The following is a 21,510-nucleotide window of genomic DNA, read 5'->3' as shown; positions in this document are numbered from 1 at the left end:
CGGTGGGGCCGGACGCCTCACCGCCGCAGCGGTTGTGCGGCCGGACGCCTCACCGCCGCAGCCACTTCACCTCGTACCCCTGCATCTGGAACCGTCTGCCGTCGACCTTCGCGCTGATGGCCCGGTTCAGGGTGTTCACCACCAGGACGGCTTTGTCGTCGGCGAGGACCCGCACGTTGGGCCGGTCGTCGGCGGCGACCTTCACGCTCTCGTACCTCGTCCCCGGTCCGAACTCCTCGTTGAACCGCGACACCAGGTCGTACATGGGAAGCGGTCCGCCCCCGGAGGCGCGGTCCGTGGGCCGCCACATGCATCCGGCGCACGAACCGCCCTTCTCCGTCTCGGGGTTCCAGTAGAACCCGGAGACGGCGCCGCCCTTGGCCATGGCCATCAGGCCGGCCGCCTGGACGGCGACGCGGTGCGGCTCGCTCCAGCCCTTGCGGTCGTCGTTGCTGTCGGCGGGTTCCACGTAGTACTCGGCCCACCACAGCGGCAGGTTCCCGGTCTCCCGCTCGATCCACTTGCCGACCGCCGTGAACTTGTCGGTGGCCGCGAACTCGTCGGGCAGCATCTCGTCGTCGTTCGTGTAGCTGGAGCCGTCGACGACGACGAAGTCGGCGCCCGCCTTGTTCTTGTTCCAGTAGTCGAAGGCGTCGACGATCCGCCGGTCCATGCGCCCCCAGGCGCCCTTCGCGACGTCGGACGTGCCCTCGGTCTGCTTCGGGCTGAGGCTGTCCATCACCAGGTAGGGGCCGCCGACGTTGATGTCCTTGTCGACCTTCTTCAGCGCTCTGTGGACCAGGTTGTAGAGCTTGGTGTAGCCCTCGTAGTCCCAGCGGTCCTCGTCGTCGTTCCAGAAGCCCTTGAACTCGTTCCACACGATGAAGTGCCGTACGTCGGGGTAGCGCTTGGCGACCGTGGCCGCGAGGTTCGCGTAGTCCTGGAAGTGCTCGGGGTCGGGAGCCTTCTCCAGATTCGACTGGCTCCAGTTCGTGTGGTCGACGCCGGATCTGCCGCCCTTCATCCAGTCCGGCGCGCAGCACAACGTCATCACCGGAGTGCCGCCGGAGTTGCGGATGAAGGCCATCCGGCTGTCCAGCGCATCGAAGTCGTATCTCCCCTTCACCGGCTCGGGGTTGTCCGCTCCCCAGCCCATGATGGCCTCGTTCTGCGGCAGCGGCCGTTCACCGAGCAGCTTCTGGGCGCGCTCGGTGGCCGCGCCGGAGCCCTCGTCGGCGGAGTGCTCGGTGTGGGTGAAGCCCCATCCGACCGCGGGGCCCGTCGCGGAGGGCACGGCCGGCGTGCCGTACACCTTGTCGCCGTCGGGCGTGGTGCCCGCGATGCTGCCCTGGTTGTCAGGAAGGGTGCTGATCACCGTCAGCACCAGAGCCAGAGCGGCCGCCCCCACGCCGAGCAGAGCGGCGAGCCGCCACCGCCCTACCCCCGAATTCCACTCATGACGTCCCATCAAGGGCAAGGGTAACGAGACCAGTTGACGGAGGAACAGGCTCCGTTGCAACAGGATCGTCACAGGCCGCCCGCGGACGCCGCCCCCGGGTGCGATCGTCACGCCGGTGCGTGCGTCGTGCCGCGGTGCGCCTGTGACGCGCTGCGCAATTCCCGTGCGAGCGGGCCGTTCGTGCCGGATCATGGCGGCATGTCTGCGAACCCATTCGACGCGCTCCCGGTCAGGCTGGGCGTCGACGACAGCGACTCGCCCGCCGATGTCGTCGACGCGCTGTTCCTCGGCCGCTTCGCCACGGGCGAGCAGCCCCACTCGCACGCGGTGAACATCGACCGGGTCCGGTCCGGGGTCACGCTGCTCCCGCCGGACGCCCGCATCCTGCGCTCCGCGCGCGACGACGACCGCAGCGCGACGCTCGCCGAGGGCGACGGCTGGACCCTGCTGATCTCCCGGTGGAACCGCGGCGCGGACGTCACCGTGACGGCGACGACGCCCGAGCTCGCGGAGAAGGTCCTCGGGCAGGCGACGGACGGCGCGACCGACGAGCCGGAACCGCAGCCGGAGAACGTGACGATGGGGTTCTGGTACGTGTCACCGCGGCGCGGCCCGCACCGCACGACCCGGCAGATCTCGGCGGGCACGTGGGACGAGGTGCGGTCCAACTACACGCAGCCGGTCGCCGAGGCCATGGGCCGGCTGATGAAGACGCGGCCGGACGACATCGCGGGCCGGCTGCTGTTGCTGCACGGCCCGCCGGGCACGGGCAAGACGTCCGCGCTGCGCACGCTGGCCCGCTCCTGGCGCGACTGGTGCCAGGTCGACTGCGTGCTCGACCCCGAGCGGCTGTTCTCCGACGTCGGCTACCTGATGGACATCGCGATCGGCGAGGACGACGGGACGGCGAAGGGCCGCTGGCGGCTGCTGCTCCTGGAGGACTGCGACGAGCTGATCCGCGGCGAGGCGAAGCACACGGCGGGCCAGGCGCTCTCCCGGCTGCTGAACCTGACGGACGGCCTGCTCGGCCAGGGACGCAACGTCCTGGTGGGCGTCACCACCAACGAGGACCTGGAGCGCCTGCACCCCGCCGTGGTCCGCCCCGGCCGCTGCCTGGCCCGCATCGAGGTGGGTTCGCTGACCCGCCGCGAGGCGCTGGACTGGCTGGGCGAGGACGTGCCCGGCCGGGAGGAGGCCGTCGGCCGCGACGGCGCGACCCTCGCCGAGCTGTACGCGCTGCGCCGGGGCGTCTCCCCGACGGCGGTGCCGGACCAGCGGGGCGGGGCGGACGCGGGGCTGTACCTGTAGCCGCCGGACACGGCCTAGGAGTAGGCCGCGCGCACCGCGTCCCGGGCCGCGGCCAGTGCCGCCGCCTCGGACAGGCCGAGGCGGCGGGCCCGTTCGGCGTAGGCCTGCGCGGCGGCCGACGCCTCGCGCTCGGCGGCGTCCCCGGCGGCGGCGACGAACGTGCCGTTGCGCCCGCGCGTCTCGATCACCCCGTCCGCCTCCAGCGCCCGGTACGCCTTGGCCACGGTGTTCGCGGCGAGTCCCAGCTCCTCGGCGAGGCCGCGGACGGTGGGCAGCTTGTAGCCGACGGGCAGGGCACCGGCCCTGGCCTGCTCGGAGATCTGGGCCCGCACCTGCTCGTAGGGTGCGGCGCTGTCGTCAATGCGGATCTTCAGGGTCACGCGCCCGATTGTCCCGCAGCGCCGGAAAATGAGAGGCACCCGGGCGGGGACGGCGCGTAGCGTGCGACGCCATGACCGTGATCGTCCGCGCCCTGCGCCCCGACGACCCGGCGGACACCGGGGCCTTCGCCCGGATCCGCCGCGCCTGTCTGCCGTGCATGCTCGCCACTCCCGCCTCCGTCGCGCACGACGCGGCGCACACTCACCCCGGCGCCCGCTACCTTCAGCTGGTGGCGGTGGCCGACGACGGCGGGCCGATCGGGACGGCGCAGGTCGGTGTCGCGCACGACAGCCCGGAGCCGGGCCAGGGCTACGCCAACGTGTACGTGGACCCGCGGCACGAGGGCCGCGGCGCGGGCAGCCTGTTGCTGCGGACCGCGGAGGAGCACCTCGCTCGGCACGGTGCGACGCGGGTGTACTGCTGGTCCCTGGACGGCCCGCGGAACCTGGCGTGGGCGGCGGCCCGCGGTTACCGCAGGAGCCGCTCGGCGCACTTCCTCCGCCTCGATCTGACGGCGGACGCCCTGCCGCCCCTGCAACCCGCGCCGCCGGGCGTCGAGTTGCGTACGGCGGCGGACTTCGCGGCCGACCCGCGCCCGCTGTTCGCGCTGGACGCGGAGACGGTGGCGGACGAGCCGAGCGACCTCGGGGCCGAACCGGCCGACTACGAGGACTGGTTGACGCACACCTGGCGCCATCCTCTGTTCAGCCCCGGGCTGACGACGGTGGCGGTGGTGGACGGCCGCCCGGCCGCGTTCACGCTGGCCCGTACGGACGGCGAGGGCCGCTACGCGACCGGGATGACCGGCACGGCCCGCGCCTTCCGCGGCCGGGGCCTGGCCAAGCTCGCCAAGAACGACTCGCTGCACCGGGCCCGCGCGGCCGGCTGCGCGGTGGCGTACACGGGCAATGACGCGGGCAACGAGCCGATGCTCGCGATCAACCGATGGTTCGGCTACGAGATCGACGCGACGGAGGTTCGCCATGTTCGCACCCTCGACTCCTGATCCGGTTCCCGGGCCGGTGAAGGTGACGCTCGTCAAGGCGGGCCGCACGAAGATCGGTTATCCGGCGGAGCTGTTGTCGGACGACGGCACGCACATCGCCGTGCGCGCCGCCTGGGCGGGCGAGGGCGTACGGGACTTCGGCTTCGTGCGCTTCGAGCCGGGCGATGTGTTCACGGAGCACTACTGGCGCGACCGCTGGTACGCGGTCAAGGAGGTGCGGGCGGGCGACGGCACGGTGAAGGGCTGGTACTGCGACATCACCCGCCCCGCGGTCCGCGACGGCAGCGGTGACATCGTCTGCGAGGACCTGGACCTCGACCTGTGGGTGTCCGCCGACGGCACGCGGGTGATCCGGCTGGACGAGGACGAGTTCGCGGACAGCGGCCTCGCCGAGCGGGACCCGGCGGCCGCCGCCGCGGCGACGCGGGCCCTGGACGAGCTGGAACTCCTCGCGCAGGGCGAGGAGTTCACTGCGCTGCTGCGCTGAGCGGACCGTGGCCGGTCAGCGCACGGTGGCGACGACCGCGTACCGCTCGTCCGTCACCGGTGCGCCCCACAGGCGCGCGTCCGCCGACAGCGCCTCGTGCCGTACGTCGCCGGCCACGTCCCGCACCAGGCCGGTCAGCCGGGTCGCCGGGATCCCGGTCGGGTCCAGCCGCCCCCACACCCCCTCAACCAGTACGAGCCGTCCCCCGGGCCGCAGCAGCGTCGCCCAGTGGCGCAGGGCGGCCGCCGGGTCCGGCAGGGCCCACAGCACGTGCCGGGCGAGCACCACGTCGTACGAGCCCGTCGGCACCGGTGGTGACGCCGCGTCCCCGAGGAGGAACGCGGCGTCATGGCCGGCCAGCTTGCGGCGGGCCCGCTCCAGCATGTTCGGCGCGAAGTCCACGCCGGTCACGCGGTGTCCGCGCTCGGCCGCGAGGAGCGACAGCGTGCCGGTGCCGCAGCCCAGGTCGAGCACTTCGCCCGGTGCCTCGGGCAGCCAGTCCGCGAGGCGGGCGGCCCAGGCGGCACGGACCTCCGGGTCCCGCATGCCGTGGTCGGGTTCGTCGTCGAATGCGGCCGCCGCCGCATCCCATTCGGCGCTGGCCTGTGAGTACGTCATCCCCTCATCGTGACAACCGCCACTGACAATTGCGCTTCGATGAGCGACCCTCCGGGAACAGGTCTACAACGGCACCACGTTGGATTCCGTGTAGGTACAGGAGGCACGATGCGCCGAGTGACCATGCACAAGCCCACCGGAGCGAGCACCGTCACGCGCCGGCTGCGGGAAGAGGCGGCCGCCGAGCGCGTGCGGGAGCGCCCGGAGGTCCGTAAGGACGTGCGCAAGACGTGGTGGCCGGACGAGTAGGCGGGCGGGTCGCATGAGAGCCAGACGCTCGCGGTAGCGGATGCGGTCGCCGGGGCGCCGCTCGGGCGCTCCGCGGCCTCGTGTCCGTACCGCGGACGGATCAGCTGCCGGGCGAGGTGAACGCGGGCTCCGCGAGCTGCTCCGCCCCGGATTCCGTCACCGGCCCGGCGCTGTCGCGCAGCGTGTACCGGAACGCGTCCAGCAGTGCGTGCCACGAGGCGGTGACGAGGTTGTCGTCGACGCCGACGGTGCGCCAGCGCCGCCGGCCGTCGAAGAAGGTGGCCAGGACCCGGGCGGGGGCGGCGGTGCCGCGCTCGCCGGTGGGGATCCGCACCTGGTAGTCGGTGAGTTCCAGCCCGGCCAGTGCGGGGAAGAGCGTGTCGAGGGCCTGGTGCAGCGCGCGGTCCAGCGCGTTGACCGGTCCGCTGCCCTCGCCCACGGCCACGACCGGCTCGCCGCCGGGGATCCGCAGCCGTACGCGGGCCTCGGTCGCGGCGTCGGCGGAGCCCTGCTCGACGGTGACGCGCCAGTGGTCGACGGCGAACGGCTGTCCGGCGGCCGCCTCCCCGAACAGCACGTCGCGCAGCAGCAGTTCGAAGGAGGCGTCGGCGGATTCGAAGCTGTAGCCCTTGTTCTCCAGTTCCTTGACGCGCGCCGAGGCGCGGGCCACTGGCTCGGAACCGGCCGCCACCGTGTAGCCGAGTTCGCGGGCCTTCAGTTCGACGGACGAGCGGCCGCCCATGTCGGAGACGAGGGTGCGCATCCGGTTGCCCACGACGGCCGGGTCGATGTGCTGGTACAGATCCGGGTCCACCCGGAGCGCCGACGCGTGCAGGCCCGCCTTGTGGGTGAAGGCGGAGGACCCGACGTAGGGGTCGGCCGGCCGGCCCGGGTGGCCGGTGAGCTCACTGATCGCCCGCGCCGTGTCGGCCATCCCGGCGAGCCGCGTGGCCGGCATGGCCTCGATGCCCCGCTTGAGCACGAGGTCGGCGGCGACGGTGAACAGGTTCGCGTTGCCGCACCGTTCGCCGTATCCGTGGGCGGTGCCCTGCACATGGGTCGCGCCCGCGTCGACGGCGGCGAGGGTGTTGGCGACGGCGCAGCCGGTGTCGTCGTGGCAGTGGATGCCGAGCCGGGCGCCGGTCTGCTCCAGTGTGTCGGCCACGGCCGCGTGGATCTGGTCCGGCAGCGAGCCGCCGTTGGTGTCGCACAGCACGACGGCGTCGGCGCCGGCCTCCGCCGCCGCGCGCACGCATTCATGCGCGTAGGCGCGGTTCACGCGGTGGGCGTCGAAGTAGTGCTCGGCGTCGACGAACACCCGCCGGCCCGCGTGGACGAGGTGCCGCACGGTGCTGGAGATCATGGCCAGGTTCTCGGCGAGCGAGGTCCGCAGCGCCCGTTCCACGTGCCGGACATCCGTCTTGGCGACCAGGGTGATCACGGGCGCGCCCGAGGCGAGCAGGGCCTGTACCTGGGGGTCCGTGGCGGCCGCGCCGCCGGGGCGTCGCGTCGCCCCGAATGCGGCCAACTCCGCTGTTTCCAGGGTGAGTTCGGTGCGGGCACGACGGAAGAACTCGGTGTCCTTGGGTACCGCGCCCGGCCATCCGCCCTCGATGAACCCGACGCCGAAGGCATCCAGGTGGCGCGCGACGGCCAGCTTGTCCTGCACCGTCAGCACCATTCCCTCCTGCTGGGTGCCGTCTCGCAGAGTGGTGTCGTAGAGCTCCACGCCTTGCACTGCCATCACCGTGACCCTCCTGGATAGCTCACTGGGGCGCCACGGTCCGGCAGAGTCCTCAAGAATCGCTTGACCGGTGCCTGTCGGCACCGGCGGAGCGTGTCCGGCGGCTATTTCAGGAGGGACATTTCCACGTCCACATAAAGGGATCCCCCATTGTCCTTTCTGTCTTTCTCCACCTTCAGCAACACGTAGTCGTCTTCTGTCGTCTTGACGCAGACGTATTCCCCTGGGCGCAGATTCACCCTTCCCGGTCCCGCTTCCCCTCCGAGGCCCTCTTTGCATTGCCCGGGTGTCGGCGGATCGAGTCCCATGCCCTTGACCCGCGACGGGTGCGCCGTGTCGGACGATCCGGACAGCCTGTGCCCCGTGACCTCAATGTCCTTGAAATCGAGCGCATAGGGCGACCAGAGGGTGTCCACGTCGTAATTGTTGCTGTACAGCCCCACCGTTACGGGATCGCTCCAGGCTCCCGCCGTGAGAGTGGGCGACGAGGACGGAGGAGGCGCGTTGGCGTTTCCGTTGGCCTCCTGATCGGCACCCCCTTTCCCCTTCGGCTCGGAGGTCTGTTTGCCCGGAGGGTCCGGACGGTCGTCGCCGCTCTGCCAGAACGCCGCGATAAGGGCCGCCGCGACGGTGGCCGCCGCGCCGATCAGGGCCGTGACGACGACCCAGAGGGGGCGATGCGAAGGGTCGGACGGCGCAGGATGGTCATCAGGTGTCCCCGCGTCCGGAGGGTTCGGCGGTTCACCGCCCGGATCCTGCTGTGACACTGCGTCCTCCAGCGGCTTTCCACGGCGTGCTGCCGTCTTCGACCGTAGCGACACCGGCGGCGGGTGCGCTGCGGCCGAGAACCGACGATCCACACCATTTCGAGCCGCGGCGTACAGCGCCGCTCACGCCGTCCTGTCCGCGTCGCTCCTTCCGCCCCGCACCACCAGCTTCTTCACCAGCGGCCACGCCACGATGACCAGCACGACCGCGTACACGGTCACGGAGAAGGGCGTGTCGACGAGGCCGCCGACGCTGCCGTCGCTGATCTGGAGGGCGCGGCGCAGTTGTTGTTCGGCGTTCGGGCCGAGGATGACGCCGATGACGGCGGGCAGGACGGGCAGTCCGTAGCGGCGCATGCCGAAGCCGATGAGGCCGATGATCAGCAGGATGACGAGGTCGACGGCCTCGCCGCCGACGGCGTACGCGCCGACCGCCGCGAAGAAGAGGATGCCCGCGTAGAGGTAGGGGCGGGGGATGCGCAGGAGCTTCGCCCAGACCGGGGCCAGCGGCAGGTTCAGGGCCAGGAGCAGCACCATGCCGACGAAGAGGGACGCGATCAGGCCCCAGACCAGCTCCGGTTCGCGTTCGAACAGGAGGGGGCCCGGCTGGATGCCGTACTGCTGGAACGCGGCGAGCATGACGGCGGCGACGGCCGTGGTGGGCAGGCCGAGCGTCAGCATGGAGACGAGGGTGCCGGCCGCCGACGCCGAGGACGCCGACTCGGGTCCCGCGACGCCCTCGATGGCGCCCTTGCCCCACTCGTCCTTGTGCTTCGACAGGCGCTTCTCGGTGACGTAGGAGAGGAAGGTGGGGATCTCGGCGCCGCCCGCGGGGATCGCGCCGAACGGGAAACCGATGAGCGGGCCGCGCAGCCAGGACTTCCAGGTGCGCTTCACGTCGGAGCGGCCGAGCCAGGGGCGGCCGACGGGGATGGCCTCGCCGCTGGTGCGGCGCAGGTGCGCGGCGACCCACAGGGCCTCGCCGATCGCGAAGAGTCCGACGGCGACGATGACGACGTCCACGCCGTCGGCGAGCTGCAACGAGCCGAAGGTGAGGCGTTGTTGGCCGGTCATCTGGTCGAGGCCGACCAGGCCGATGGTGAGGCCGATGAGGAGCGAGGCGAGGCCGCGCACACGGGACGAGCCGAGGACGGACGTCACCGCGATGAACGCGAGGACCATGATGGCGAAGTAGTCGGGCGCGCCGATGTCGACGGCGAGCGAGGCCACCTTGGGCGCGAGCGCGACGAGCAGCACCGTGCCGATCATGCCGCCCGCGAAGTGCCCGATGGCGGCGGCCGCGAGGGCCTGCGCCCCGCGCCCGGACTTCGCCATCGGATTGCCTTCCATGGCGGCGACGACGGCGGCGCTCTCCCCCGGGGTGTTGAGCAGGATGGAGGTCGTCGAGCCGCCGAACATGGCGCCGTAGTAGATGCCCGCGAACATGATGAACGCGCCGGTGGGTTCGAGTCCGTACGTCACCGGGAGCAGCAGCGCGACGGCCATGGCGGGGCCGATGCCGGGCAGCACGCCGATGGCCGTGCCGAGCAGGACGCCGACGGCGGCCCACAGGAGGTTGATCGGGGTGAGGGCCGTACCGAAGCCGTCCAGAAGGGAGTTGAAGGCATTCATGGCGTCACAGCACTCCCATCAGGGGGCCGCCCGGCAGCGGGACGCCGAGCAGGTTGTTGAAGACGACGAAGGTGAGCAGGGACAGGCCCGCGGCGATCAGGGGGTCGCGCCGCGGGTGGCGGCTGCCGAGCGCGTACGCGGCGCCCCAGAACAGCAGGGCGCCCGCGACCGGGAAGCCGAGCGGTTCGATGAGGACGGCGGTGGCGAGGAAGACGCCGGCGAGCAGCAGTACGGTGCGCCAGTCGGCGGGTTCGGAGAGGTCGATGTCCTCGCCGCCCTCGGCCTCGCCGCGGCCGCCGCGCAGCACGTCGACGGCGAGGAGCACCGCGACGACGAGCAGGCCGGTGCCGACCACGATCGGTACGGTTCTCGGTCCGACGGGTCCGCGCTGGGTCAGGTCGACGTCCATGGTGAGCGCGTCGGTGAGGACGAGCGCGCCGAGCGCCAGCAGCAGGACGCAGACGCCGAGTTCGGAGTGTTCGCGCAGCCAGGACGTCCGGGTCGTGGGGCGGTCCCGGTTTTCGGGGAGGGTCACAGTCCCAGCTCCTTCAGTACGGAGACCACGCGCTTGTCCTGGGCGTCGAGGAACGTCCCGAAGTCGTCGCCGACGAGGAACGCGTCGTCCCAGCCGTTCTTCTTCAGGGACTGCTTCCATTCGTCGGAGGCGTGCAACTTCCTTACGAGGTGGGTGAGTTTGTCGCGCTGGGTGCCGGAGAGGCCGGGCGGGGCGACGATGCCGCGCCAGTTGGTGAAGTCGACGTCGTAGCCGGACTCCTTGAGCGTGGGGCCGTCGAGGCCGGGGACGCGCTCGGGGCCGGTGACGGCGAGGAGGCGCAGTTCGCCGCTCTTGATCTGGTCGAGGTACTCGCCGACGCCGGAGACGCCGAAGGCGACCTTGTTGCCGAGGATGGAGGCGAGGAGTTCGCCGCCGCCGTCGAAGGGGATGTAGTTGACCTTCTTCGGCGCGATGCCGGCGGCGCGCGCCATCAGCATCGGGGCGAGGTGGTCGGGCCCGCCGGGCGAGGAGCCGCCGCCCACCGGGAGCTTGCCGGGGTTCTTCTTCCAGGCGTCGACGAGCTGCCCGATGTCCTTGTACGGGGAGTCCTTGGCGACCACGACGACGTCCGCCTCCTCGGTGAGGCGGGCGATGGGCGTGGTGTCGGCGAGGGTCGTCGGGGCGTGGTTGGAGCGGGCGGCGCCGACCACGCCGAGCCCCATGGACATCGCGAGCTTGCCGTTGCCGTGTTCGCCGACGAGCCGGGTCAGGCCGACGGTGCCGCCGGCGCCGGGCAGGTTGAACACCTCGATGGTGTGGGTGAGTCCGGCGTCCTCGGCGTTCTTCGCGGCGGTGCGCGCCGTGATGTCGTAACCGCCGCCGGGCGTGTTGGGGACCATGAGGCGCAGGCCGGGGATCTGGGTGCCGGCGTCGGCGCCGCTGCCCGTGGTGAGCAGCGGCGGCCCCACCAGGACGAGCAGCGCGGCCCCGAGCAGGGCGAGGGGTGTGCGCAGGCGCACGGGTGCCACCACCTGTCGAGATACGGAGGGTCAGGGGGTTGTGAGGTGGCCCACATGTTGCCTACGCGTTAACGAGCTGTCTCTCTTCCGCGCTTAAGGAACGTTGTGGTCCTTGTGGTCGCGCCCCTACCCTGCGCCAGTGACGAAAGTGCTGGTCGTGGACGACGACTTCATGGTCGCCAAGCTGCACAGTCGGTACGTGTCCGGCCTTGACGGATTCGTGGTGGCCGGCGTGGCGCACAGCGGCGCCGAGGCGTTGCGCGCGGCCGAGGCGGTACGTCCCGATCTGGTGCTCCTCGATGTGTATCTGCCGGACATGGACGGGATCGAGGTGCTGCGGGAGCTGCGGTCGGCGGAGGAGCGGGATCCTTCGCGTGCGCCGGTGGACGCGCTGTTCATCACGGCGGCGCGGGACGCGGAGGTCGTGCGGGCCGCGCTGCGGGCCGGGGCGCTGCACTACCTGATCAAGCCGTTCAACCAGGCGGCGCTGCAGGAGCAGTTGCGGCACGTGGCGGCGCTGCGGGCACGCCTCGACGACCTCGACGAGGCGCGGCAGGAGGACGTCGACCAGATCTTCGGTGCGCGTCCGCCGGGTTCCAGGGAACTCCCGAAGGGCCTCGCCGCGCACACGGCGGATCTCGTCGAGCGCACCCTGCGCGCGCACCCGGAGGGCCTGTCGGCCGCGGAGTGCGCCGAGCGGGCGGGCTCGCTGTCCCGGGTGAGCGCGCGGCGGTACCTGGAGTTCTTCGCGGGGACGGGGCGGGCGCGGGTGTCGCTCCGCTATGGGGGCACGGGGCGGCCGGAGCGCCGTTACCGGTGGGTGGCCTAGGGGCCGGCCGGCGGTTCAGGTCGCGTCCGGGTGGCCCGTGCTGTTCTGTGCCGGATCCCGCGCCCGCGGCCGGATCCGCCGGACAGGCCCCTGGGGCAGGTCGGCTCGGAGGGGGCTGGAGTGCGAGGAACGATCATGAGCGCCGCGGCGGCGCTGGCGGCCGTGCTGGTGGCGACGGTGTGCGTCGCCGACCGGCCGGCCGGTGGCGGCGGGGAGCGGCCGGTGTCCGGGGCCCAGCGGCCGCCGGCCGGAACGCCTTCGGCGCATCCCCGGCCCGGGGACCTGAACGGCGACGGCTACGACGACTTCGCCGTGGAGGCGGGCGACCACTTGGTGGTGGTGTACGGGTCGGCGGACGGCCTGGATCCCCGGCTGCGTACGGTCGTCGCGACGCCGCCCTCGAAGTGGAGCGAACAGCGGCGGCTGCTGCGCGTCGACCTGGACCACGACGGCTTCACCGATCTGGTGCGGGCCCCGGAGATCAGCCGCCCGGCCGTCCTGTGGGGCGGGCCGCGCGGGCTGAGCGCCCCGCGGCCGCTCACCGGTGCGTCCAGGAGCCCGGCGGCCACCGGCGACTTCGACGGGGACGGCAACGCAGATCTGTTCGTCCCGGGCGGGGCCGAGGGTCCGCAGGGCACGGTCTGGTACGGGCCCGTCGGGCGGGACGGCACCCCGGCCCGCCGCCAGGAACTGACCGACGGGCACGCCCGGGACTCGATCCCCGACCGGTTCCTCGCCGGCGACTTCGACGGCGACGGGGCGACCGATCTGGCCCTGTGGTTCGTCTGGACCGACCCGGAGATGGAGGGCGACGGCGACGTCTCCGTCCGGGGCGCGCACTATCTGCGCGGCGGCCCGCGCGGGCTCCGGCTCGTCGAGCGCCGCGAGCAGCCGGACATCGGCCTGGAGGGACAGCCCGGGGACGTGGACGGCGACGGCATCGACGACCTGTACTCGGCGAACTTCGGTGCGTACGAAGGGAAGCTGGGGGCGGGGTACTGGCTCAGCACCCGCTCGGGACCCGAGACCGGCGAGAAGGGAGGCGTGGGCACCGGCTCCCCGCCGGGGCTCGGGGACGCGCCCGACTACGGCGGCATGGGCGGCACGGCCCTCGGCGATGTGACCGGCGACGGCAGGGCGGATCTGGTCACCTCGGCGACCGGTGCCGACGACAACAACGGCGCGGTCTGGCTGATCCCGGATCTGCTCGGGGCGCGGGCCGCGGACATCCGGGCGGTGACCCTCGACAGTCCGGGCGTCCCGGGCAGCAACACGCCCTCCCCCGGCCGCGGTCCGACGCGCAACCGCATCACCGTCGAGGGCCCGCTGCTCGACACCGACGGCGACAGGCACCTGGACGTGGTGTTCAGCGCCTCGGGCTACGTGCGGCGGAACGGACGGGACCCGGACGCGTTCTGGGTACTGCGGGGCACCGACACGGGGATGCGGTACCAGCGGCATTTCACGTCCGAGGACCTCGACCGAGGCCGCGCGCAGCACGTTCTCTGATCACAGCCTGAGCCCGGCCTTAAGTGCGCCATAAAGATCGACTCAGGACGCCCACAGGGGCCGACCGGGGCTGTTTCCCGGGCTAACTTGCATGTCACCGGGGCCCGTTCACCTGACGGAACGGAGCTTCCCCCCACCCCTGTCGTCCCACCGAGGAGATCCCCCATGCCCGCACGCCGCAAGGTCGCCGCTCTCGCCGCCACCGGCGTCGTCCCGCTCGCCCTGACCGCCCTGTCCGCCTCGCCCGCCGCGGCGCACGGCACGCTCGGCGACCCGGTCAGCCGGGTCGCGGCCTGCTACGCCGAGGGCGCCGAGAGCCCCACGTCGGCGGCGTGCAAGGCGGCGGTCGCGGCGGGCGGCTCGCAGGCCCTGTACGACTGGAACGGCATCCGGGACGGCGAGGCCGGCGGCAAGTCCGAGGAGCGCATCCCCGACGGCAAGCTGTGCTCGGCGAACTCCGACGAGTTCAAGGGCATGGACCTGGCCCGCGCCGACTGGCCGGCCACGAAGGTCTCGGCGGGCTCGTACACCTTCAAGTACAAGGTGACCGCCCCGCACAAGGGCACCTTCAAGCTCTACATGACGAAGCAGGGCTACGACGCGTCGAAGCCGCTGGCCTGGTCGGACCTGGACCTGCAGAACCCGGTGGCGACGAGCACCGACCCGGCGGCCGAGGGCGGCTTCTACACCTTCTCCGGCAAGCTTCCCGAGCGCACCGGCCGCCAGCTGATCTACGGCGTCTGGCAGCGTTCGGACAGCCCGGAGGCGTTCTACTCCTGCTCGGACGTGACGTACGGCGGCAGCTCGTCCGCGGGCGCGGCCCCGGCGGCGTCGGCGCCGTCCGACGAGCAGATCGAGCAGGACGCCGACAAGTCGACGATCGACCACAGCGGCATGGACATGGGCGACGGCTCCGCGACGCACGAGGGCCACGAGTCGGCGGCCCCGGCGGCGCAGGACGCCGGCACCCCCAACGCCCCCGAGGTCAACGGCGGCGGCAGCAAGGAGCTGGCGGGCCAGGACGCTTCGGAGAACCTCGCCGAGACCGGTGGTGACTCCACCACCCCGTACATCGCGATGGGCGGCGCGGCCGCGCTGGCGATCGGCGCGGCGGGCCTGTTCGCCTCGGTGCGGCGCCGCGCGGTGACGGGCGGCCGGCACGGCCGCTGATCCCGCACGCACGACCGGACCGCCGTCTCCCTGCCCTGCGGGAGGCGGCGGTCCTCAACTGCATCCGAGGGAATGTCAGTTGAAGCAGTCGGTCGGGGTGGCGTGCGCGGGGTCGAGGGCGTTGGCGACCTCGTGGTACGCGACGAGGTCGACGGTCCCGATGGTCACGTGCTCGGAGAGGTCGGCGGGGCACAGGTCCTGCACGACGACGTTGCGCACGTCGGGCCCGTCGAGGAACTGGGTCCGGTAGGGGGTGACGACCTCGTCGTACTTGGTGGCGATGACGGTGTAGTGGACGCCGGGCACGGTGTCGCCGCCCGCGTTGAGCTTCTTGACGAAGTCCGATCCGGCGATCTGGTCGGCGAGGGACGGTGTCGCGAGCGTCAGCAGCGGCTCGATGCCCGGGAAGTAGGGCAGGAGTTTGGTGAGTCCGCTCAGGGTGGTGCCGTGGTTGTCGGGCGCGATGCCGACGAGGGCGTTCACCTCGGCGGCGCCGCCGAGGAACTTCAGGTAGTAGCGCGGCATCATGCCGCCCTGTGAGTGCCCGACGAGGTCGACCTTGGCGACGCCGGTGGCGCCGCGCACCTTGTCGACGAAGGCGTCCAGCTGCTCGGCGGACTTGGCGATCGGACCGAGCCCGTTGAAGAGGGGGACGCCGGGCAACTGTCCGTAGTCCAAAGAGAAGACGCAGTACCCGCGCTTGACCAGGTACGGCGCGAGGACGAGCCAGTTGTCGACGGAGTTGCCGAACGTGCCGTGGACGAGGACGACGGGCCTCGGGTGCGCGGCCGACGGCTTGCAGGAGTAGTCGTTCCAGCCGCTGCTCGGCGCGGCGGCCGTGGCGTGGGCTGCGGTGAGGGGGGTCGCGGTGGCGGCGAACAGGGCGGCGGCGACGGTCACGGCGCGCAGTGCCCGCCTCCATCTGTTTCTGGGCAGCATCGTGAATCTCCTCGCGGCTCAAGGGAGTTGCACGGAGCTTGCTGTGCCCATGCCAAGTTACGCGTGAGTAGTAGAGGCGTGAAGTTACGCGTCGGTAAAAATTTCTAGCACGGATTGCGGGTGACAGTCCTGATGGGGTGTCACCAGAGGGGCCGGATGGGCGCGTCGGGCGCCAACGCCCGGCCGCACACCACCCGCAGAAGCGATCTTGGCCCGCGCCCCACGGCGAGCGGGCTCACGCGGCCAGCGAGGCCGGCACGATGACCCCGGCCCCGAACTTCGCCCGGGCCCGGTCGGCCACCGCCTCCAGCACCCGGGCCCGCTCGTCCACCGGGTCGAAGGTCAGCTGCCGGGCGGCCCCTTCGGCCGGCCCGAGCCCCTCCGCCCGCAGGGAGACGCCCCGCACCCTGGCCCGCTGCAGTCCCAGTGCCTCGTACATCCGGTACGCGGCCCCGGCCAGGGAGACGGAGTGGGCGGTCGGCTCGGGGAGCACCCGGCTGCGTACGGTCGAGGACCGGTCGGCGTAGCGCACCGTGAGGGTGAGCGAGCGGCACACCTGCTCCTCGTCGCGCATCCGGGCGCCCAGCTCGTCGGCCACGGCCAGCAGGGCGCGCCGGTGCCGGAACGGGTCCAGCTCGTCGCGCACGAAGGACCGTTCGGCGGCGAGTGAGCGCGCGGCCGCGTTCGGGGTGACCCGGGCCCGGTCGATGCCGCGCGCCTTGTCGTGCAGCTCGCGCCCGACGCGTGCCGTGGTGAGGCGCTGCAGGGTGGACAGCGGCGCGGCGGCGAGCCGGCCGACCGTGTCGAGCCCGTACTCGCACAGGGTCCGCGCGGTGGCGGCGCCGACCCCGGGGAGCGCGCCGACGGGCTGTCCGTCGAGGAACTCCGGTACGTCCCGCACCACTTCGGTCACGCCGGTCGCGGCCCCGCGCGCCGCCATCCGCGCGACCATCGGCCCGGGTCCGGCCCCGATCACGCACTCCACGCCGTACAGGGCGACGGCCCGCACCCGGATCACCGAGGCGATCCGGCGCGCGTCCCAGCCGAAGTAGCGCACGGCACCGCGCAGGTCGACCAGCGCGGAGTCCGGCGGCAGCGCCTCGACGACCGGGCTGAACTCGCCGAGCAGGGAGAGCAGTTGTGCCAGGTACGCCTCGTGGGCGGGCGGCAGCAGGAACCGCACGCACAGCACACCGCCCAGCTCGTCACGTTCATGTTCCACCGAACTCACCCCGCACTTCCCGGACTGCGATGCCACAACTTGCGCTGACTGCCCGGCACTCCGTCGCCGGCCGGTTTCAGGTCGGCCCACGGGTGCATCTCGTAACCGGTGGACAACCGGATCCGCCGCCCGTCCGCGCCGTCCGGCGCCGGGTCCTCCTCCGGTCCCGGCGCGGCCATCCGCCGCGCCACCTCGTCGAGCCCTTTCTCCCGGTACACCTCCGTCAACTCCGCGAGATTCCATGCCGCTTCCCCCACGACGCTCAGGCTGCGCGGCCCGCGCCGCTGCACGGTGCCGCGCACGAGCAGCAGCCACGAGTGGAAGACGGTGTGCGCGCAGGCGGCGTGCGCCTCGTCGAAGAACGCGAGGTCGACGAGGCCCGTACCGTCGTCGAGGGTGGTGAAGACGACCCGCTTCCCGGACCGGATCGGCGGGGTCTGCGTGGCCGCCTTGGCCCCGGCCACCAGCACGGTCCGGCCATGCTCGGCCTCCCGCAGCCGCCGCGCCGACACGACCCCGAGCTCCCGCAGGAACTGCTCGTAGTCGCCCATGAGATGCCGCGACGCGTCCATCCCGAGCACCCCGAGCTCGGCGCTGAGCCGTTCCGTGTCGCCGAGGTCGGGCAGCCCGGCCGGGGCCGTGTGCCGCCCGCCGGCCAGGGGCAGCTGCGCGCCGCGCGCGCCCCGCCCGGAGCGCTGCAGCTCCGCCAGGTGCAGTTGCAGATCACGGCGGTTGGCGCCGAACGCGTCGAGCGCGCCGACCTGTGCGAGCCGGGTGGCGAGCGGGCGGCTCGGCCGGGCCCGCTCCCAGAAGTCGAGCAGCGAGGCGTACGGCTGCCCCGCCTCGATCCGGGCGGCCTCCGCCTCACTGATCCCGTACACATCGGACAGGGCGAGCCGTACGCCCCATACGTCCCGTTCGTCATCAGACACCAGTTCGATACGGTGGGCGACCGCGGACCGGTTCACGTCCAGCGGGAGCACCGGCACCCCCCGCCGCCGCGCGTCGGCGAGCAGCAGCCGTTTCGGGTACATCCCGGGATCGTGCGTGAGCAGCCCGGCATAGAACGCCGCCGGGTGATGGGCCTTCAGCCACGCCGACTGGTAGGTGGGGACGGCGAAGGCCACGGCGTGCGCCTTGCAGAAGCCGTAACTGCCGAACGCCTCGACGATCTCCCAGGTCCGCGCGACGGTCTCGGCGTCGTAGCCGCGCGCCGTCGCGTGCTGTGCGAACCAGAACCGGATGCGCCCCTGCGACTCGGGGTCGGAGAGCCCTCTGCGCACCCGGTCGGCCTCGTCGCGCCCGCAGCCCGTCATGATGTCGACGATCTTGATGATCTGTTCGTGGAAGACGACGACGCCGTAGGTCTCCTTCAGCGCGTCCGCCAGGTCCGGGTGCGGGTAGCGGATCGGCGCGCGTCCGTGCCGCGCCTCGATGAAGGGCCGCACCATGTCGGCGGCGACGGGCCCGGGGCGGAACAGCGAGATGTCCACGACCAGGTCGTGGAAGGTGGCGGGCTGCAGCCGCCCCACCAGGTCCCGCTGGCCCGGCGACTCGATCTGGAAGCAGCCCAGCGTCTCGGCGGACTTGATGAGCCGGTACGTCTCCGGGTCGCCCGGCGGTACCGCGTCGAGGTCCACGGAGGTACCGGTCGCCCGCTCGATCTCGCCCGCGGCGTGCGCCATCGCCGACTGCATCCGCACACCGAGCACGTCCAGTTTGAGCAGCCCGAGGTCCTCCACGTCCTCCTTGTCGAACTGGGACATGGGGAAGCCCTCGCCGCTGGTCGGCACGACCGGGGTGCGGGCGAGCAGCGAGGCGTCGGAGAGCAGTACCCCGCACGGATGCATGGCGACGCCGCGCGGCAGCGCGTCGAGCGCCTCGACCAGGTCCCACAGGCGGGTCTTGTCACCGAACTCCCCGGCGATCTCCTTGAGTTCGGGCAGTTCCGCCATGGCCGAGCGGGCGTCGCGCGCCCGGATGTGCGGGAACGCCTTGGCGATCCGGTCGATGTCGGCGGGGTCCATGGACAGGGCCGCGCCGACGTCGCGTATCGCGTGGCGCACCCGGTAGGTCTCCGGCATCGCGACGGTGGCGACGCGCTCGGCGCCGAACCGGTCGAGGATCGCGCGGTAGACCTCCAGGCGGCGCGCGGACTCGACGTCGATGTCGATGTCGGGCAGGACGGAGCGCCGCTTGGACAGGAAGCGCTCCATGAGCAGGCCGTGCTCGACGGGGTCGGCGTTGGCGATGCCGAGCAGGTAGTTGACGAGGGATCCGGCGCCGGATCCCCGGGCCGCGACCCGGATGCCCATGTCCTTCACGTCGTCGACGACCTGAGCGACCGTCAGGAAGTAGGAGGCGAAGTCGTAGTGGGCGATGATGTCCAGCTCGCGGTGCAGCCGCTCCCAGTGGGCACGGTCGTCCGCGTGGCCGAGGCGGACCATGCCGGCCGTCGCGCGCGAGGCGAGGACGCGCTGCGCGGTGCGCCGCCCGGCGCCGACGAGGTGCGGTTCGGGGAAGCGCACGGAGCCGATGCCCAGGTCGTCCTCGGGGTCGACGCGGCAGGCGGCGGCCGTGTCCCGGGTCTGTTCGAGCAGCCGGTGGGCGGTGTCGCGGCGGAACCCGGCCGCCTCCACGACCCGCTCGGCCTCGCGCAGCATGGCGTCGGTGTCCTTCAGCCAGCGTTCGCCGCTGTCGAGTTCCTTGGTCGGGTCGACGGGCACGAGGCGGCGCGCGGCGTCCAGCACGTCGGCGACGGGGCCCGCGCCCGGGTCGGCGTACCGGACGTCGTTGGTCAGGACGGGGCGCACGCCCTGCTCGGCGGCGAAGCCCACGGTGCGGGCGGCGAGGCGCAGCGAGCCGGGCCCGGTGCCCTTCCTGCCGTGGTGGACGGCTTCGAGGCGCAGGGCGTCGCCGTGGATCTCGCGCCAGGGCGCGAGCAGCACGGCCGCCTTGTCGGGGCGTCCGGCGGCGAGCGCGCGGCCCACGTCGGAGGCGGGCCCGAGCAGCACGGTGAGGCCCTCGCCGTGGTTCTCCTCCCACGGCAGCCGTACGTCCTGGGAGCCGTCGGCGTGCGCGGCGGTGATCATGCGGCAGAGTTCGGCCCAGCCGCGCGCCCCGTCCCGGGCGAGGAAGGTGACCCGGGGGGTCGACTCGTCGATGAAGGCGCCGCCGCGCACCGGTGGCCTGCGCCGGCCGCCGTCCCGTCGAAGGACCGGCGTGCCGACCGCGAGCTCCGCGCCGAACAGCGGGCGCACCCCGTGCTTGGCGCACGCCTTGGCGAACCGGACGCTGCCGGCGACGGTGTCCCGGTCGGTGAGGGCGAGGGCGTCCATGCCCCGCTCGGCGGCGCGCTCGGCCAGCCGCTCCGGGTGGGTGGCGCCGTAGCGCACGGAGAACCCGGACACGGTGTGCAGATGCGTGAAGCCCGGCACACGCACCTCCAGCACACCTCGAGCCAATCGGATCTCACCTCCCCCACCTCCACCATAGACCAACTTTCGAACGCGTGTACGACAGTGAGCGAGGGGCACCCGTTCGGCCCACCCCGACTGCATGACAGGGACCGCCACCGGACCGTGGGGGCATGAAGTTCGCCGACGAGTTCAAGAACGCCGTCACTCCCCGAGCCGCGCTCCTCGTCATCGGCGTGCTCGCCCTCCAGCTGCTGTTCATCGCCTCGTACGTGGGGGCGCTGCACAACCCGAAACCGAAGGACGTGCCGTTCGGCGTCGTCGCCCCGGTGCCCGCGGTCGCGCAGCAGACCGAGCAGCAGCTGTCGAAACTGCCGGGCTCCCCGCTGGACCCGCGGGTGGTCACCGACGAGAAGACGGCGCGGCAGCAGATCATGGACCGCACGATCGACGGCGCCCTGGTCGTCGACCCGCGGGGCACCAAGGACACCCTGCTCGTCGCGTCCGGCGGCGGCACCGTGCTGGCCAGCGCGCTGGAGACGCTCGCCACCAAGGTCGACGGCGCCGAGCAGCGGACCGTCCGGACCGTCGACGTGGCGCCCGCGTCCGCGCAGGACTTCGACGGGCTCTCGGCGTTCTATCTCGTCGTCGGCTGGTGCGTCGGCGGATACCTGTGCGCCTCGATCATGTCGATCAGCGCCGGGTCCAGGCCCGCGAGCCCGCAGCGCGCGGCGATCCGGCTCGGCGCCATGGCGCTCGTCGCGATCGTCGGCGGCATCGGCGGCTCGCTCATCATCGGCGACTCGATCCTGGGCGCGCTGCCCGGCTCCTTCTGGGCGCTGGCCGGGCTCGGCGCGCTGGTCACCTTCGCGGTCGGCGCGATCACGCTCGCCCTGGAGGAGCTGACCGGCATCGTCGGCATCGGCCTGGCCGTGCTGCTGATCGTCGTCGCGGGCAACCCGAGCGCGGGCGGCGCGTTCCCGCTGCCGATGCTGCCGCCGTTCTGGCAGGCGATCGGGCCCTGGCTGCCGCCGGGCGCGGGCACCTGGGTGGCGCGCTCCATCGCGTACTTCCAGGGCAACGACGTCACGAAGTCGCTGCTGGTCCTCTCCGCGTGGGCGGTGGTCGGTGTGGCGGTGACGCTGCTGGTGTCGGGCCTGCGCGACAGACGACGCAGGGTGAGTACGGCTCCCTAGGGGCGCGGGGAACCGCGCGACCGGCCAGCGACACCCCGCACCCGCGCATCCGGACAGACCAGG

General features: G+C 72.5%; 19 protein-coding genes. 8 read left to right on the top strand and 11 right to left on the bottom strand.

What is annotated here, in order from left to right:
- Positions 1-49: 49 nt before the first annotated feature.
- Entirely contained in the window at positions 50-1,468 is a 1,419-nt protein-coding gene (locus tag ACQUQD_RS32150; protein ID WP_428955673.1) for a GH39 family glycosyl hydrolase, read from the bottom strand.
- Positions 1,469-1,657: 189 nt separating this feature from the next.
- On the opposite strand from ACQUQD_RS32150, the gene ACQUQD_RS32145 reads away from it, so the two are divergent.
- Positions 1,658-2,767, top strand: a complete 1,110-nt coding sequence (locus ACQUQD_RS32145) for a DUF5925 domain-containing protein (RefSeq protein WP_428955672.1) — start codon at positions 1,658-1,660, stop codon at positions 2,765-2,767.
- Between the two features lie 14 nt (positions 2,768-2,781).
- Here the strand turns inward: ACQUQD_RS32145 and ACQUQD_RS32140 are convergent, their stop codons facing one another.
- Positions 2,782-3,147 carry a GntR family transcriptional regulator gene (locus tag ACQUQD_RS32140; protein ID WP_428955671.1) on the bottom strand — a complete coding sequence of 122 codons (366 nt, stop codon included), beginning with the start codon at positions 3,145-3,147 and terminating at the stop codon, positions 2,782-2,784.
- A gap of 71 nt (positions 3,148-3,218) precedes the next feature.
- Between ACQUQD_RS32140 and ACQUQD_RS32135 the strand changes: the two genes are divergently transcribed.
- Positions 3,219-4,154, top strand: coding sequence for a GNAT family N-acetyltransferase (locus ACQUQD_RS32135; RefSeq protein WP_428955670.1), 936 nt, complete (start codon positions 3,219-3,221; stop codon positions 4,152-4,154).
- Entirely contained in the window at positions 4,132-4,641 is a 510-nt protein-coding gene (locus ACQUQD_RS32130) for a DUF402 domain-containing protein (RefSeq protein ID WP_428955669.1), read from the top strand. Before ACQUQD_RS32135 ends, ACQUQD_RS32130 begins: the two co-directional genes overlap by 23 nt.
- 15 nt (positions 4,642-4,656) lie before the next feature.
- Here ACQUQD_RS32130 and ACQUQD_RS32125 read toward each other — a convergent pair whose 3' ends face one another.
- The gene (locus ACQUQD_RS32125; protein ID WP_428955668.1) at positions 4,657-5,259 is read right to left on the bottom strand and encodes a class I SAM-dependent methyltransferase; all 603 of its coding nucleotides are present in this window, start codon (positions 5,257-5,259) and stop codon (positions 4,657-4,659) included.
- A gap of 108 nt (positions 5,260-5,367) precedes the next feature.
- On the opposite strand from ACQUQD_RS32125, the gene ACQUQD_RS32120 reads away from it, so the two are divergent.
- The gene (locus ACQUQD_RS32120; RefSeq protein WP_428955667.1) at positions 5,368-5,508 is read left to right on the top strand and encodes a hypothetical protein; all 141 of its coding nucleotides are present in this window, start codon (positions 5,368-5,370) and stop codon (positions 5,506-5,508) included.
- A gap of 100 nt (positions 5,509-5,608) precedes the next feature.
- Here ACQUQD_RS32120 and cimA read toward each other — a convergent pair whose 3' ends face one another.
- The 5 genes from cimA to ACQUQD_RS32095 form a co-directional block, all read right to left on the bottom strand.
- Positions 5,609-7,252 (bottom strand): citramalate synthase, encoded by a 1,644-nt coding sequence (gene cimA / locus ACQUQD_RS32115; RefSeq protein WP_428955666.1) that lies wholly within the window; start codon positions 7,250-7,252, stop codon positions 5,609-5,611.
- Between the two features lie 104 nt (positions 7,253-7,356).
- Positions 7,357-8,019 (bottom strand): hypothetical protein, encoded by a 663-nt coding sequence (locus tag ACQUQD_RS32110; protein WP_428955665.1) that lies wholly within the window; start codon positions 8,017-8,019, stop codon positions 7,357-7,359.
- Between the two features lie 123 nt (positions 8,020-8,142).
- The gene (locus ACQUQD_RS32105) at positions 8,143-9,651 is read right to left on the bottom strand and encodes a tripartite tricarboxylate transporter permease (RefSeq protein ID WP_428955664.1); all 1,509 of its coding nucleotides are present in this window, start codon (positions 9,649-9,651) and stop codon (positions 8,143-8,145) included.
- A gap of 4 nt (positions 9,652-9,655) precedes the next feature.
- A complete protein-coding gene (locus tag ACQUQD_RS32100; protein ID WP_428955663.1) occupies positions 9,656-10,186 on the bottom strand; it encodes a tripartite tricarboxylate transporter TctB family protein in 531 nt (176 codons plus the stop codon).
- The gene (locus ACQUQD_RS32095) at positions 10,183-11,166 is read right to left on the bottom strand and encodes a Bug family tripartite tricarboxylate transporter substrate binding protein (RefSeq protein ID WP_428955662.1); all 984 of its coding nucleotides are present in this window, start codon (positions 11,164-11,166) and stop codon (positions 10,183-10,185) included. The genes ACQUQD_RS32100 and ACQUQD_RS32095 overlap by 4 nt, the downstream gene beginning before the upstream one ends.
- A 139-nt stretch (positions 11,167-11,305) precedes the next feature.
- Here ACQUQD_RS32095 and ACQUQD_RS32090 point away from each other — a divergent pair, with 139 nt between their 5' ends.
- From ACQUQD_RS32090 to ACQUQD_RS32080, 3 genes are all read left to right on the top strand, one after another.
- Positions 11,306-11,995 (top strand): response regulator, encoded by a 690-nt coding sequence (locus ACQUQD_RS32090; RefSeq protein WP_428955661.1) that lies wholly within the window; start codon positions 11,306-11,308, stop codon positions 11,993-11,995.
- Between the two features lie 135 nt (positions 11,996-12,130).
- Positions 12,131-13,504: an FG-GAP and VCBS repeat-containing protein gene (locus ACQUQD_RS32085; protein WP_428955660.1), complete on the top strand. Its 1,374-nt coding sequence runs from the start codon at positions 12,131-12,133 to the stop codon at positions 13,502-13,504.
- A gap of 165 nt (positions 13,505-13,669) precedes the next feature.
- On the top strand, positions 13,670-14,674 hold the full coding sequence (locus ACQUQD_RS32080; protein WP_428955659.1) for a lytic polysaccharide monooxygenase: 1,005 nt from the start codon (positions 13,670-13,672) through the stop codon (positions 14,672-14,674).
- 75 nt (positions 14,675-14,749) lie between these two features.
- Here the strand turns inward: ACQUQD_RS32080 and ACQUQD_RS32075 are convergent, their stop codons facing one another.
- The 3 genes from ACQUQD_RS32075 to ACQUQD_RS32065 all read right to left on the bottom strand — a co-directional run bounded on the left by ACQUQD_RS32075 (position 14,750) and on the right by ACQUQD_RS32065 (position 20,272).
- On the bottom strand, positions 14,750-15,613 hold the full coding sequence (locus tag ACQUQD_RS32075; RefSeq protein ID WP_428955658.1) for an esterase/lipase family protein: 864 nt from the start codon (positions 15,611-15,613) through the stop codon (positions 14,750-14,752).
- A 235-nt stretch (positions 15,614-15,848) separates the two neighbouring features.
- Positions 15,849-16,835: a DNA polymerase Y family protein gene (locus ACQUQD_RS32070; RefSeq protein ID WP_428955657.1), complete on the bottom strand. Its 987-nt coding sequence runs from the start codon at positions 16,833-16,835 to the stop codon at positions 15,849-15,851.
- Positions 16,836-16,840: 5 nt separating this feature from the next.
- Positions 16,841-20,272, bottom strand: a complete 3,432-nt coding sequence (locus ACQUQD_RS32065; protein WP_428957713.1) for a DNA polymerase III subunit alpha — start codon at positions 20,270-20,272, stop codon at positions 16,841-16,843.
- A gap of 152 nt (positions 20,273-20,424) precedes the next feature.
- Between ACQUQD_RS32065 and ACQUQD_RS32060 the strand changes: the two genes are divergently transcribed.
- Positions 20,425-21,447, top strand: coding sequence for a DUF3533 domain-containing protein (locus tag ACQUQD_RS32060; RefSeq protein WP_428955656.1), 1,023 nt, complete (start codon positions 20,425-20,427; stop codon positions 21,445-21,447).
- Positions 21,448-21,510: the final 63 nt, after the last annotated feature.

Source organism: Streptomyces sp. cg35 (genome assembly GCF_050410835.1).
Taxonomy (GTDB): Bacteria; Actinomycetota; Actinomycetes; order Streptomycetales; family Streptomycetaceae; genus Streptomyces.
The sequence above is the reverse complement of the archived record's forward strand: the minus strand, read 5'-3'. Positions and strand labels throughout refer to the sequence as shown.

Coding starts and splice junctions, on each gene's coding strand:
- ACQUQD_RS32150 (WP_428955673.1), bottom strand. CDS start 1,468: ATGGGACGTCATGAGTGGAATTCGGGGGTAGGGCGGTGGCGGCTCGCC.
- ACQUQD_RS32145 (WP_428955672.1), top strand. CDS start 1,658: ATGTCTGCGAACCCATTCGACGCGCTCCCGGTCAGGCTGGGCGTCGAC.
- ACQUQD_RS32135 (WP_428955670.1), top strand. CDS start 3,219: ATGACCGTGATCGTCCGCGCCCTGCGCCCCGACGACCCGGCGGACACC.
- ACQUQD_RS32130 (WP_428955669.1), top strand. CDS start 4,132: ATGTTCGCACCCTCGACTCCTGATCCGGTTCCCGGGCCGGTGAAGGTG.
- ACQUQD_RS32125 (WP_428955668.1), bottom strand. CDS start 5,259: ATGACGTACTCACAGGCCAGCGCCGAATGGGATGCGGCGGCGGCCGCA.
- ACQUQD_RS32120 (WP_428955667.1), top strand. CDS start 5,368: ATGCGCCGAGTGACCATGCACAAGCCCACCGGAGCGAGCACCGTCACG.
- cimA (WP_428955666.1), bottom strand. CDS start 7,252: ATGGCAGTGCAAGGCGTGGAGCTCTACGACACCACTCTGCGAGACGGC.
- ACQUQD_RS32105 (WP_428955664.1), bottom strand. CDS start 9,651: ATGAATGCCTTCAACTCCCTTCTGGACGGCTTCGGTACGGCCCTCACC.
- ACQUQD_RS32085 (WP_428955660.1), top strand. CDS start 12,131: ATGAGCGCCGCGGCGGCGCTGGCGGCCGTGCTGGTGGCGACGGTGTGC.
- ACQUQD_RS32080 (WP_428955659.1), top strand. CDS start 13,670: ATGCCCGCACGCCGCAAGGTCGCCGCTCTCGCCGCCACCGGCGTCGTC.
- ACQUQD_RS32075 (WP_428955658.1), bottom strand. CDS start 15,613: ATGCTGCCCAGAAACAGATGGAGGCGGGCACTGCGCGCCGTGACCGTC.
- ACQUQD_RS32060 (WP_428955656.1), top strand. CDS start 20,425: ATGAAGTTCGCCGACGAGTTCAAGAACGCCGTCACTCCCCGAGCCGCG.